The organism is Blautia sp. JLR.GB0024, assembly GCF_037000545.1.
GTDB classification, from domain to species: domain Bacteria; phylum Bacillota; class Clostridia; order Lachnospirales; family Lachnospiraceae; genus Blautia; species Blautia celeris.
The window spans coordinates 317,916-331,070 of record NZ_JBANBF010000002.1 but is presented as its reverse complement, the minus strand read 5'-3'; the positions used below and the strand labels follow the sequence as shown (position 1 = coordinate 331,070).

At 48.5% G+C, this 13,155-nt stretch carries 10 protein-coding genes; all 10 read right to left on the bottom strand.

Annotated features, from left to right (window positions below):
- Positions 1-830: 830 nt before the first annotated feature.
- The 10 genes from V8Q34_RS05590 to V8Q34_RS05545 all read right to left on the bottom strand — a co-directional run bounded on the left by V8Q34_RS05590 (position 831) and on the right by V8Q34_RS05545 (position 13,124).
- On the bottom strand, positions 831-2,939 hold the full coding sequence (locus V8Q34_RS05590) for a glycoside hydrolase family 36 protein (RefSeq protein WP_335835041.1): 2,109 nt from the start codon (positions 2,937-2,939) through the stop codon (positions 831-833).
- A 13-nt stretch (positions 2,940-2,952) separates the two neighbouring features.
- Positions 2,953-3,795, bottom strand: a complete 843-nt coding sequence (locus V8Q34_RS05585) for a carbohydrate ABC transporter permease (protein WP_335835040.1) — start codon at positions 3,793-3,795, stop codon at positions 2,953-2,955.
- 18 nt (positions 3,796-3,813) lie between these two features.
- Positions 3,814-4,722, bottom strand: coding sequence for a carbohydrate ABC transporter permease (locus V8Q34_RS05580; protein ID WP_033141553.1), 909 nt, complete (start codon positions 4,720-4,722; stop codon positions 3,814-3,816).
- 139 nt (positions 4,723-4,861) lie between these two features.
- Positions 4,862-6,163, bottom strand: a complete 1,302-nt coding sequence (locus tag V8Q34_RS05575; protein ID WP_033141554.1) for an ABC transporter substrate-binding protein — start codon at positions 6,161-6,163, stop codon at positions 4,862-4,864.
- Positions 6,164-6,373: 210 nt separating this feature from the next.
- Complete coding sequence (locus tag V8Q34_RS05570; protein WP_227246883.1) at positions 6,374-7,945, bottom strand: response regulator; 1,572 nt, start codon at positions 7,943-7,945, stop codon at positions 6,374-6,376.
- Positions 7,938-9,776 carry a cache domain-containing sensor histidine kinase gene (locus V8Q34_RS05565; protein WP_335835039.1) on the bottom strand — a complete coding sequence of 613 codons (1,839 nt, stop codon included), beginning with the start codon at positions 9,774-9,776 and terminating at the stop codon, positions 7,938-7,940. Before V8Q34_RS05565 ends, V8Q34_RS05570 begins: the two co-directional genes overlap by 8 nt.
- Complete coding sequence (locus V8Q34_RS05560) at positions 9,773-11,125, bottom strand: ABC transporter substrate-binding protein (RefSeq protein ID WP_335835038.1); 1,353 nt, start codon at positions 11,123-11,125, stop codon at positions 9,773-9,775. The genes V8Q34_RS05565 and V8Q34_RS05560 overlap by 4 nt, the downstream gene beginning before the upstream one ends.
- A 98-nt stretch (positions 11,126-11,223) precedes the next feature.
- Positions 11,224-12,108, bottom strand: a complete 885-nt coding sequence (locus tag V8Q34_RS05555) for a DMT family transporter (RefSeq protein WP_103731337.1) — start codon at positions 12,106-12,108, stop codon at positions 11,224-11,226.
- A 49-nt stretch (positions 12,109-12,157) separates the two neighbouring features.
- On the bottom strand, positions 12,158-12,400 hold the full coding sequence (locus V8Q34_RS05550) for a diguanylate cyclase domain-containing protein (RefSeq protein ID WP_033141559.1): 243 nt from the start codon (positions 12,398-12,400) through the stop codon (positions 12,158-12,160).
- Between the two features lie 187 nt (positions 12,401-12,587).
- On the bottom strand, positions 12,588-13,124 hold the full coding sequence (locus V8Q34_RS05545) for an NUDIX hydrolase (protein ID WP_033141560.1): 537 nt from the start codon (positions 13,122-13,124) through the stop codon (positions 12,588-12,590).
- Between the last annotated feature and the right edge of the window lie 31 nt (positions 13,125-13,155).

The following is a 13,155-nucleotide window of genomic DNA, read 5'->3' as shown; positions in this document are numbered from 1 at the left end:
TTCATTTCATAAAATGGGGTATTCAATCCCTGAACAGGGATAATATGAAAATGCATTCATAAAATACATCTTTTTGAAGATAAAAACACTCTATCACGTTTTCACAGCTATGTCAATCAAAACTCTGATACAAAATTTTCAAAAAATCCATCTTTGCTGTTCACTCCCAATATCACTTAGCCCAATCTATTTTTTAACGATACAGATGCAGATCACAGCCACAGAATTTCTATATTTTACAAATAGCCAAGAAGAATAACTACAGATTTCTCCTGATTTACAGATAATTTAAAAGATACCCTTAGCTTTCGTATGTAATTAGTAAGGGTCCGGCCATGTTTTCTGCTTGTTTTACCCATAATTCAAAAGTTATCTTGGGCTTTCGTATGTAATTAGTAAGGAGGCGGCCATGTTTTCTGCTTGTTTTACCCATAATTCAAAAGTTATCTTGAGCTTTCGTATGTAATTAGTAAGGAGGCGGCCATGTTTTCTGCTTGTTTTACCCATAATTCAAAAGTTATCTTGAGCCTTCGTATGTAATCAGTAAGGAGGCGGCCATGTTTTCTGCTTGTTTTACCCATAATTCAAAAGTTATCTTGAGCTTTCGTATGTAATTAGTAAGAAGGCGGCCATGTTTTCTGCTTGTTTTACCCATAAAATACAGTGTATAATACCTGCAGTACCTGTATGGATTGGCAGAATCAGCACCCCTCCAAACAATATTCCATAAGAAAACACGCAGCCAGGTTGTCCCAAAAAAACAAATAAGACCATCCCAGCCGCGTGCCATTCTCCTGCACACTCTAAACCTCTATTTCTCTCTCATACTTTCAATACCGCAATTCAAATATTCTTGCGCTCACTCTCTCAGGCAGCTCTACAGTCAGCGTGCCTGCCTCTTTATTCCAGTGAAATCCGCACTCTGTGCTTTGTGGATAGGCGCATACCGCCTCCACTTCTTTTCCTTTCAGATGCTTCACAGGGATTTCCTGTACCGGAGACTGGCTGTCTCTTCTCCACACAGCCAGGAAATCCTTCCCTTCCGCTTCCAGTCCCAGGCTCACCCATGGGTCATTGTAGGAGGACAGACCCAGCGGCCAGTAAGGCAGTGCCTTTTTGGTCAGATGGCGGATCGTCTTATAATAAGAAATCGCCTCCTTCACATATCCGAACCGCTCCGGGCTGAGATTCACTAAATGTCCGCTCTGGTGGATACGCAGAAGCAGTGCGTTCACCATGTTAAAGATAACCTCCTCACAGTCCCCGTTCGTCAGAGGATAAGACCAGACAGCAGCCTGCTCCGGCGTCACTGCGGAGGGCGCGTTGGCTGTGATCGTAGCGTACCTTACATAGTCCTCCTGGTCACTGGTGGACTGGATGCTGTAACGGGACAGCATGGCGTAATCCATGCGGAGGCCGCCGGAGGAACAGTTTTCTATGATCAGATCCGGGTACTTCTCAAAAATGCCGTCCAGCCATTCCAAATATGCCCGGTTATGGCCCAGAAGTCCGTCTCCATAGCTGTCGGCATCCAGTTCCGTGCCGATTCCCGGCTCTATATTGTAATCCATCTTGATATATCCGACACCGTACTCATTTACCACCCGGTCTATCACCTCTGTGGCATGGGCACGCACCTGGGGATTACGGAAATCAAGCTGGTAACGGCTTCTGTCATAGACGCGTTTTCCATGGCGCATGAAATACCAGTCATCCGGTACCTTATCTGCCTTCGGGCATTTGATTCCCATGACCTCCAGCTCCAGCCATACACCGGGAATCATCCCTTTCGACCGTATATAATCAGTTACCTCTTTGATCCCGCCCGGAAAACGCTCCCCGGACGGCAGCCATTCACCCACGCCGTCCCACCAGTAGCCTGCAGAGTACCAGCCTGCATCAATGCAGAAATACTCACATCCTGCCTCTGCTGCCTTGTCGATCAGCGGGATCTCCTTCTCTGTTGTGGGATCTCCGAACAGGCAGTTCATATAATCATTAAAAATAACCTTTAGATTCTCATTGTCATCATTCACCCTGCGGATCGCCCGGCGGTACCTGGTCAGTTCTCCCATGGCCTCATCAAATCCGCCTGCAGCTGCTCCCACAGCCGCCGGAACCGTCACAAAGGTCTCTCCCGGCTGAAGGTTCTTCCACCAATGGTTGTGATGCTCTGTAGGGCCGCTCAGCTTCAAATACACGTGCCCGTCCTGGTCACTGATTTCCCAATACCAGGAGCCATTATGCTCAATCTGCCAGAACAGAGAACTTTCTGTCTCCTGATTCTCCAGATATCCCATGGGAATATACTCCTTAGCCGACCAGTTCCCTGTATTTCCTATGCCGACAGTCTTGGAAGAACGGTGCATAGGATGCGGCTGCGTGGAGGAAAGTCCCAGTTCATGCAGGTTGTAGGATGCCCAGTCCAGCTCCTTCTGCCATGCGTTGTGAGGAATCCTAAGCTCCAACTTCTCATCAAACTCACGCATTCCCTCCTTCTCGATACCATTCAGCGCAAAGGAGGAAACATACTCCAGTCCCTGCGGCTCTGTTCCCCGGTTCTTCACCTCAGTCCAGACACGTACCACGGAAATCCCGTCATAGAACTGATAATGGCTGGTAACATCAAGGCCGGTGATGTCATCTTCTGTCACTACCTCCAGTTTCCTTCCCAGTTCGTTACGGAAATCCCTGAATTCTCTGTATTTCATCCTGTATCCCGGGGAAGTCTGGATGTATTTATGACCATGCCGTTCTCCCACACGGTCCTGGCCCGTAACCAGGATCTCCACCGGATAAAAGGACTGGGTCCCCGTCTCTGAGGTCAGCGTCTTCTCCTCAAAGGGCAGTGCGGAAAAGTGCAGCAGTTTGATCTCTCCGGCATCTGTCACCTCCCACAGCATATGGATCTTGTTCTCATATAATTCGATTCTCTTCATTTTTTTCCTCCCGTCAGCCCTTCACTGAACCGCTCATTAATCCTGCCAGGAAATACCTCTGCAGGAACAGGAAAATAAAGGTAACAGGAATCACGGCAACCACGGAACCGGCCATGAGGCCGCCCCAGTCAACCGTGTTTACCCCTTTAAACAGCATGATGGCAGGTGTCAGTGTCCGGTATTTGTCGGTGGAGATAAATATGTATCCGAACATGAACTCATTCCATGCATTGATAAAAGCGTAAAGTCCTGTGGACACCAGGCTTGGCAGAGATAAGGGCAATATGATCTTATAAATAGTCTGCGCCTTATTGCACCCGTCAATCTCCGCAGCCTCCTCAAGCGCTAAAGGCACAGTATCGAAAAAGCTGCTCATCATAAAGGTGCACAAGGGTATTACAAAAGTGGTATAAGCCAGGATCAGAGAAGTATAGGACTCCAGGATCTGCATTTTCTGCATAATCAGATACAGGGGCACTAAAAGCAGCACACCGGGAATCATCTGTGAGAGCATCATTGCCAGATTGGAGGTCTTCACCAGTTTCATCTTATAATACCGGCTCAGGGCGTATCCTGCCATGACAGCTATGATCATAGAGAGAACACATGCCACAATAGAAACAAAAAAGCTATTTTTAATATACTGCAAAAATCCCACATCCACCAGTACCCTTTTAAAATTTTCCAGAGTCGGGGCATGGATCAAAAGTGACGGCGTTGCCGTACGTATCTCTGTCTTAGGCTTCAGCGCTGACAGAAGCATCCACAAAAAGGGGAAAATACAGATGGCTGAAAAAAACACCAGGGATACATAGGTGACAATCTTGCTGATAACACGGTTTCTTTTATTTAACATCTCTTATCTCCTCCTTTCTTACGCCATATCATCGCTGAGACTGGAACGCTTCCTGTAATAGAAAATGAACAGCACCACCATAACCGTAAACATCATGGTAGAAAGCGCCGAAGCAGCACCAACGTCAAACTTCTTCATAGAGTAGCGGTAGATCATAAGCGGCAGGGTCTCCGTCGCATAGTTTGGACCGCCCTCTGTCATAACCCAGATAAAGTCAAAGTTGATGGCAGTCCAGATAATATGTATGAACACGATCACAAGGGAAACGCTGCGCAGCTGCGGGAGCGTAACCTTGAAGAAACGTTTGAACACGCCGGCTCCGTCAATAGCAGCCGCCTCGGACAGATCTCCCGGGATGGACTGCATGGCTGACAAAAAGGAGATGGTGTAGTACGGAAAACTTCTCCATATATTTACAAAAATAACGGTTGCCATGGCGTATTTGGAATCACCGAGAAAATTGATGGGCTGGCTGATTATATGCATGTTAGTCAGCGCGTAGTTGATGATACCGAACTCCGGGTTCAGCATCCAGTCCCAGGTCATGCCTGCAACGATAATGGGTACAAGCCACGGTATAAAGATACAGGTCCTGAATATGGCCCTGCCCTTAAACTTCTGGTTCAGCAGCACTGCTGTCACCATGCCCACCAGGTATTCACCCAGTACAGAGAAAATGGTCCAGTACGCAGTGTTCTTCACTGCCTGTCCAAAATGCTCATCTGCCAGAACCTTCTGGAAGTTGGCCATCCCGGCAAAACCGGTCATGGACTTGTTGATCAGATGCACATGGTAAAACGCGTCATGGATTACTTTCCCCAGGGGATACGCGATCAAAAGAGCCAGGAAAACAAGCGCGGGAAGCAGCATGATGACCGCTGTCCGCCATTTCCGCTGGTCTCTGGTAAGCTTCTTAAATTTATTCAACTCTAATCCCTCCTATACGAATTAACCGGGTCCAGGACTCTTCCTGTGACTCTGTCTGTAACGAAACAGGAGCCCGGCAAGCCGGACTCCTGCGCCGAAACGCTTACGCTTGCTGCCTAAACATTCCGGCATTCTGTTTTTATTCGCTTAATTCACCGGAATCGGATAAGGAAGCATTGACTGCGTCACATAACCATTCTGCTGTTGCTTCCGGAGTTTCGCCTTCCTGAAGCACTTTCGCCATGGCGTCCTGCATAGCCTGTGTGATTCCTCCCAGGGTTACCGGAGGGAAGGTGATTCCTGTATCGGATAATGCCTGGAAATCCTTGCTCCATTTGCTGTCTGTGGACACATCAGAGCGCGGGGAACGGTCTGCAAATCCTGCTTCCTGCCATTCTTTACTGCAGAATGCAGTTGCCAGTTCAAACGCGTCATCCTTATTCTTGCTGTCAGCCATGATGAACAGCGGTTTACATTCCATGTAAGTAGCCTCGTGTCCGTCTGACGGATAAGGAATCGCGGATACTGCCACATCATCCATGGTATCCGGGTTGGAGGATTCACGTTCTGCCAGCCAGTTTCCTGATACATATGTGGAGGTGATTCCTGTTGCAAAGTTCTCGTCTGTCTCTTCCCAGCCCCAGTTCTTGCAGTTCGGGTCAATGATTCCCTGATCTACAAGGTCTTTATAGAACTGGAATACTTTTGTTGCCTTTTCAAGCTCATCCTTGTTGTCTTTCCAGGTGTTCTTATATTTGCCGTCATCCTGTGCAGAAGCAATCTCCAGATCATACTGTGCCAGGTATACCAGCAGCTCCTGTGCGGAGCGGACGCCTGTGCAGGCCAGCTCTGTCAGGTATTTTCCGTTTTTCTCTTTATAATCTGTCTGTGCCAGCAGATCTTCCCATGTTTTCGGAACTTCAATGCCTGCTGCTGTGATATCCTTTTCATGTGTCAGGTAAGCACGCACAGTCATCTCATAGGGAATGCCCACAATCTTGTCGTCAATGGTCATGGCTTTCACCACGGCCTCGGACAGGGCGTCTTTATCTTCCCACTCATTAAAACGGTCTGTCAGGTCCTCAACGATTCCCATGTTGTAAAACTCACCGACATACTCCGGAAGTCCCCAGATCAGGTCCGGTACGTTGCCGCCTGCTGCCGCTGTCAGAATTTTTTCATGAAGCATGTCATATGTGAAGTTTGTCTGATTTACTTTAACTCCGGTCTCTTCCTCAAACTTCTTGATCTGCTCCGTACCCGCGATCTGTGTATCCGCGCCGTCTGTCCAGCAGGTCCAAAGTTCCACAACTCTCTCCTCGTTCTTGCTGTCTCCTTTGGAGGCTGATTCTCCCTCTGAGCTGCCGGAACCGCCGCCGCATGCTGCCAGTGACATGGCCATTGTGAGACACATTAACGCTGCTACTACCTTTTTCTTCATGATATTTCCCTCTTTCCTTTATTTGATTTTTTCCGTACCATTTGTACTGACGAAAGAGTATCATACTTTCAAAACACGGACAATGAAATCGGGCACTCTCCTAAAAAACCCCACGGAATAATATTAAAAACACCACCCTTTTTCATCTGCTGCCACTGCTCTTATACACATTCCCCGCGTTAAATATACAGCCCGGGCGAAACAGCTCTTTTATATTTTTCTGCGCTTTTTATAAGCGGACGGACTGTCCCCGAAAACTTCCCTGAATTTGTCCGTAAATGTGCGTACATCGTGATAACCTACAGCCTCTGCCAGCTCATAGGTCTTCATATCCGAAGCCATGAGCAGCTTCATAGCCTCCCTCATGCGCACCTCTACCAGATAATTCTTGAAGTTCTGTCCCGTCTCCTTCTTAAAAAACGTGCTGAAATAATACGGGTTCATATATACCATCTTCGCCATGCTCCCAAGGCCGATATCCTCCGCGTAATGCTCCTGGATATAGTTTTTCACCAGTGTGATGGTCTCCCGCTCACTGTCAGTGCCGTTAAATGCATTCTCCCCTATGAGTTTTCCCAGATAAGTGCACACCAGCTTCTTCAGCTCCCGGAAAGTACTCTGGGCCCGTATTTTGGCGGTAAACCTGTCGTACTCCTCCCTGAAATCCTCTGTGAGCACCCGGTACTCCTGCAGGTCACGAAACAGGTCCATAGCCATGGCGATACACCGGTTCTCAGCGGCATATCTGTTTCCGTAATGAAGGTTCTCAATGATGTCCAGAATCTTGGTAAGTGCTGCCGTCCACTCTTCCCTCCGGTTTAAGATCTGGTCAAGCAGTTCCTTATAGCAAGTATTGTAATCCTCAAAGGAAGAACAAAACTCTCTGGATATCTCCTGATACCAGACCACATCCTCCTCGCAGAAATAGTAAAGCTCACAGGAAAACTTTGCCGTCTTATACGCGTATTTCAAGTCAGATGCCTGCTCTACCCTTTTCCCCACGCCGGTTATGAGCCATATTTTATATTCCCCGTAAATGTGTTCCCTGATGCGTCTGATCTCTTCTCTCACCCAGGCATCGTCCCGGTCTTTTTCCATGAGGAGAATCACATTACTGCTGTTTGGTTCCCGCTTGATGACAAACCCGCTCCTATTCTCCCTCAGATGCTCCTGTATCCTCTTGAAAATGGAGAAGCGCAGCAGCTCCCTCATATTCTGGTCCGTCACCTTCCGGTTCAGTTCAGGGGAAATGGCAAAGCACACGCCGATGAACTGCTTTCCCTCTGTCTCTATCCCCATCTCCTGAAAATGGCCGTACAGATCCCTGCACTCATACTCAGAGTTGATCTTCTTGAACACCGTCTGCATATCATCCTTCTCTTCCTCCCAGTATTCCATGGGACTGTCCGTGCGCAGCATTTTTTCAGCCCGCAGAATGGACTGTTCCAGCTCCTCCTGCCCCACCGGCTTCAGAAGGTAGTCCACCGCCTCATAGCTGATCGCCTTTTTCACATAGTCAAATTCCTGATAGCCGCTTAAAAATATGACCTTTATCTTCCAGCCGTTCTCCCTGATCTGCCGAATCACATCAAGACCGGTCTTCCTGGGCATGGCAACATCGGAAATAATAATATCCGGTTTCAGCTCCTCTGTCTTTTTCAGAAGTTCCTCTCCGTTGGCAGCCTCCCCGATCACCTCCGCGTTCAGGCGCTCCCAGTTCATCATTTTTTTCAGTCCTCTGATGATCACCGGCTCATCGTCTGCAATTATGATTTTAAACATTTTCTCCTCCTGGATTTTCCTTTGCCGGTTCTGTCCCGTCTATGATGGGAAGCCGGTATTTTACCATAGTTCCTATATTCTCAAAACTGCTGATCTCCAGTCCGTATGTGTCGCCGAACATGAGTTTGATGCGGTCATACACATTCTTAAGACCGAGGCTGGCGCGTTTGCTCTTCGGATGCTTGACTGTCTCCGGGCTTTCCAGACGTTCCTGCACGGTCTTCAGGCGCTCCGGCTCCATACCCACGCCGTTGTCCATAACTGTGATCTCCAGGCAGCCATCCTCCTCCCTGGCATTTACGGCTATGACACCTGTGCCGCTTTTTGGCTTGAGTCCGTATTTTACCGCGTTCTCCACTACAGGCTGGATGATGAGCTGGGGGACTTCCAGGCCCAGAAGATTTTCCTCAATGTTGATCTCCAGCTCAAAACGGTTTTCATACCGGATGCGGATGATCTTAAAATAATTGCGTATACTGTCGATCTCCGCCTGAAGGGTGACCATATCCCTGGCATTGCCTATGAGGTATTTGAGCTGTCCGGACAGACTGTCTATCATCTCCGCTGTCACATTGTCATCATTGGTGATGGCTGTCATGCGAATGACATCCAGGGTATTGTAGAGATAATGGGGCTGTATCTGCGTTTTCAGGGCCTCAATCTCTGCATCCCGCTGCCGTATCTCTGCTATATAGACCTGCTGGATATGATTCTGCAGGTTTTCTGTCATTTGATTCAGACCTTTTGCAAGAAATCCCACTTCATCGTTGGACTTGATCGTCACCCTCGTATCCAGATTCCCGTCCTGGATCTGTTCCATGGCATCCTTCAGTGTGCGGATGGGCTTATTCATCATCTTGGAGTAAAAGAAATAGATGATCATAAGAAGGATAACGCTGAACCCTATAATGATCAAAATGTTCGTCTGTATCTCCTGATAACTGTTCTCCAGATTAAATGCCGGAATCTCTTCTGTCACCAACCAGTCCGTACCGGGTATCAGCCTGTAAATAAAATAGTTTCCGTCCGCTTTTATGTACTGCTTGTCCTCCTCCATCTCAGGCAGATAATCCTCCAGCTTTCCGATGCCTGCCCCGATATTCTCCTTCTCCTGGCTGTAGACAAATACTTTTTCCTTTCTGTCTATCACATACATCCTGCAGCCGTCCTCCAGGTCCGTCTCATTGATGATGCCGTCAAAATAATCCGCGCTCACATCAATATACAGAGTTCCCAGCTCCTGTTCGTCCGCGGACTGTATGGTCCTTGTGTTCATAATATTTCTTGTCACTGTAAAATCGCTGACATCTGAGTAATAGCTGGTATCATGGGTGGGCAGAAGGCGCATCTGTTTGTGGCCTTCCAGGAAGTTCTCCTCATGAAAACGCCCCATTTCCTCCTCTTTCACCATAACCTCAGGCGGACGCATGACAGAATACTGCTCCCCACCCGGAGTGATGAAAAACACATGGTCAATATGCTGATTCATATATAAAATATCCCTGAGCACGTCACTCATCAGTGCCTCCCTGCGGGCCTGGGTGATGGTGTCATCCTCCATCAGCTCGTAGAGATAGTCATACTCCGTGATATTATAGTTATAGAGATATTTGGTGGTCTCCTCCATCTCCTGAAACAGATCTGCGGCATTCTTCCCCACATAGAGGGCACTGCGGTACATATTGGAGAGAAGTGTCTGCCTGAGAGAATCCATGTACGCACTGTAAATGGAGATACCCATGATCAGCAGCGGCACGATACCGATCAAAATCAATGCTGCCACCGATTTTACAAAAAGGCTCTGGTAATGCTGTCTCTTTCTTTTTATCATGACTTCCTCCCTAAACCTCCCGCCACGTTGTCCCAATACTCATCCAGCTTCTCCGCCGCAGTATCCACGCTCATGGTTTTCGTCGCCACGGAAAAGAAAACATCGTACATGCTGCGTTTGAAATACTCCGGTGTGTCCTCATTTCCCAGATATACATCGCTTTTATCCGCATAGCGGTAATCCACAAGAAAACTCTGCTGTACCTTTGGAGCGGGATACAGGATCTTTTCCCTGGTGGCAGGGATGGCGTAAACGGTCTGCAGCACTTTTCTGTAGTTCTCTTTCCTGTAGCAGAACTCTAAAAACCTCATGGCGGCCCGGTTTTTTTCGGCATTCTCCCCACAGGTATCCGAGACTGCCCATTGGGCGCCTTTTTCGCTGACTACCACAGGGTCACCTGCTTCATCCCCCAAGAAAAACCACCCCAGGCGGAATTTACAGGGGTCCTCCTCCAACTCTTCGCCCAGTGTGTCCTTGTCGGATTCCACAGCCAGAGGATAGGCCTCCCATATTTTAGAGACCATGGAGGGTTCTGTGAGGACCATGGCGGCATCCTGGTTGATCAGGGCCTGGATCACCTGGTTCTCATTCATATTTACGGAGTCCTCCAGCATATATTCCCCGTTCATCATATCCTGATAGTCTGCCAGCATGTTCCTGACATTTTCATCCTGAAAGGATACCAGGCCCTCATTTCTCTTTCTCTGCCAGTCCGGGTCCGCCTTTGCAAGGTCCACCTGGAAGAAATAATTCAGCCAGTATTTTCCCGTCTCCGTCGGATTTCCCCCGGCTGCCAGGGGCGCGGTTCCGTTCTGCTTCAGGACTCTGCAGACCTCCAGAAACTCCCCGTATGTCCTGGGTACTTCAAGCCCCAGTTCCTTGAAAATCACCTGATTATAGATAATCCCGAAGGAGGTCTTGTAAAAGGGCACCGCATATATATTTCCGTCAATCGCAAAGGGCTGTTCCACCAGCTTTCCCACCTCCTGGGAGATAGCACCGAGTTTCCCTGCCTCAGCAAAGGTATAAGGGTCCTGGATCTCAAAAATATCCGGGAACTCCCCGGCAGCCTCCTTTGCCTTCAGCGTCTCTGAATAGATTCCGCTTCCGGAATGCTCGCTGAGCACCCGGATGTCCTGATTTTCCTCCATAAACTTTTCACACAGCTCCTCCATTACGGATATCCTCCTGGCATCCTCCCCGGAATAAAATACGGCAAGCTCTGTCTTCTTCTCCGTCTCCTGTTCCTTTGACGGCACCAGCCCTTCGCCCTTCTCTACCCTGCCTCCGCATCCTGCAAGAGACAGAACAGCTGTCAAAAGGATAAACCATCCCTGCTTTTTCCTCATTCTGATCACCTCTGTATTTTTCACTATTACCCACGGTATCATAACAATGATTTCTTGTAAAGCGGGCAAAAGAAAAGCGTGAAACCATTTTACCGGTCTCACGCTTTCTCTGTCTTTCTGTTTCCCGTAAAGAGAACCGTGATCAGCACCCCTGCGCAGATCAGCAGGCCCCCCACCACAAAATTCCAGGTGATCACCTCATGGAGAAAGAAAATCCCCAGCACCGCAGAGGTCAGTGGCTGCAGCGGATAGAACATGGAGCATACGCTTGCGTCCAGAAGCTTCAGGCTCATATTCCACAGCGTATGGGCCACTGCTGTCCCGACGATGCCCAGATAGATGCAGGACAGAACCGCTTTTGCAGTAAAGGTACTGGGTATGCTCCCCGCCTCCAAAACAGCCGCCGGAATGTTTAAAAGAAGGGCAACTCCCATTCCGTACAGCGCGATCTGTACCGGATCATATCCCCCTGAGATCCTTCGGATAGCTACCGATGCCCCGGACCATAAAAGCACGGAGCACACAGAGGCCAGCACCCCTGCCGCGCTGATATTTCCGCTTCCCGCTCCCAATATTATGTAAACTCCAACGAGAGAAATAATAATGCTTGCCACATCCTTTTTATGTATCTTCTCTCCCAGAAATATCATAGCCAGAATGGAAATGGAGATGGGATTCATAGCATTGATCAGAGATGCCAGGGAGGCGTCCAGAAGATTTGTTCCCATGACCTGGCAGCCTATGGAGACAAAGTATCCCAGGGCACCCACGATCAGAATATATTTCCGGTCCTCTTTTTTCACCTTTATCCTGGTTCCCCGCAGCTTCAAAAGTACGGTAAGTGCCGCCACGGAAACCACATATCGGATGAGAAGCAGCATAAACGGTGCCATGACATCAAGGGCGAACTTACTCACCACATAAATGCTCCCCCATATAAAAAACGTGATAAACAGGTAAATGTAACCAATCTTCTTTTTCATTTCTGTCTCCTTTATACTGTGTCATTACTGCTGTGAGGGGCGCAGACCATTAGGAATCATCTAAAACATATTGATTCCTGCCCTGTCTCTTTGCTTTATACAGAGCCTGGTCCGCCCGTTTCATCACTCCCTTGTAATCCTTATCGCCTGCGTCATGTCCGTGGGTATCGTTGATTCCTTTAAAATGATCTATGTCCAGGAACATGAAGACCCGGTAGCTGCCGCCGTCTTTTTTCTTAAATTCCCTGCGTATGGTCTCTGTCAGGGCATCTCTCCTCGCCGCTCCGCACAATGGGCACGCCGATCACAATACTGTCCCCCGAGTTTACTGTTTTTCACCAACATGTATCACTATTATAGCTTTTTAAAGCGTAAGATTCAACAGGATCCCCTGAGCACAGACACGAAAAAGTACCGGCGGAAGCTGTGATGATTCTCCGGAACTGTCATTAAGAAATGAGAAGAACCGGATATTGCTGTCATCCCGGCAGCATATCCAGTTCTTCCATGTAAATGCAGTGAGGAATACCGTTTGTCCTGACCAGCTCCCTGCAGAGCTCCAGATCCATCCATATGACTTCCTCCACCTCTTCTTTCTGAAGCGTCATCTGTTCCGGCTCTATATCTTTCCACATACAATAGATATTGCTGACCTGGTTATCCACAAAATCCCTGCCGTAAAACACATCCCTGTGGAATATCCTTCTCCTGCCGCAGCAGACCAACTCCTCCGCAGACGCATCCACACCCAGTTCCTCCTTCAGTTCCCTGAGCGCAGAGGGAACAAAGTCCACACCTGCAGGAATATGTCCGGCACTTGAGATATCGTAGCATCCCGGATGGGAATCCTTGTTCCTGCTCCGTTTCTGGAGAAGTACCTCTGTCCTGTCACCGCGCCTGCGAAGAAGCCACACATGGGCCGTGCGGTGCAGAATCCCCTCCGCGTGGGCAGTCTCCCTGTCTACGGTCTTACCTGTGGGTCTGCCTGATTCGTCTATGATATCAAATATTTCCATTTTACTGTTCCTCCTGAAAAAACGCAGAAGC

Excerpts from the sequence above, each read along its gene's own strand:
- V8Q34_RS05570 (WP_227246883.1), bottom strand. The coding sequence starts at position 7,945 with ATGTTTAAAATCATAATTGCAGACGATGAGCCGGTGATCATCAGAGGA.
- V8Q34_RS05560 (WP_335835038.1), bottom strand. The coding sequence starts at position 11,125 with ATGAGGAAAAAGCAGGGATGGTTTATCCTTTTGACAGCTGTTCTGTCT.
- V8Q34_RS05565 (WP_335835039.1), bottom strand. The coding sequence starts at position 9,776 with ATGATAAAAAGAAAGAGACAGCATTACCAGAGCCTTTTTGTAAAATCG.
- V8Q34_RS05575 (WP_033141554.1), bottom strand. The coding sequence starts at position 6,163 with ATGAAGAAAAAGGTAGTAGCAGCGTTAATGTGTCTCACAATGGCCATG.
- V8Q34_RS05545 (WP_033141560.1), bottom strand. The coding sequence starts at position 13,124 with ATGGAAATATTTGATATCATAGACGAATCAGGCAGACCCACAGGTAAG.
- V8Q34_RS05590 (WP_335835041.1), bottom strand. The coding sequence starts at position 2,939 with ATGAAGAGAATCGAATTATATGAGAACAAGATCCATATGCTGTGGGAG.
- V8Q34_RS05585 (WP_335835040.1), bottom strand. The coding sequence starts at position 3,795 with ATGTTAAATAAAAGAAACCGTGTTATCAGCAAGATTGTCACCTATGTA.
- V8Q34_RS05555 (WP_103731337.1), bottom strand. The coding sequence starts at position 12,108 with ATGAAAAAGAAGATTGGTTACATTTACCTGTTTATCACGTTTTTTATA.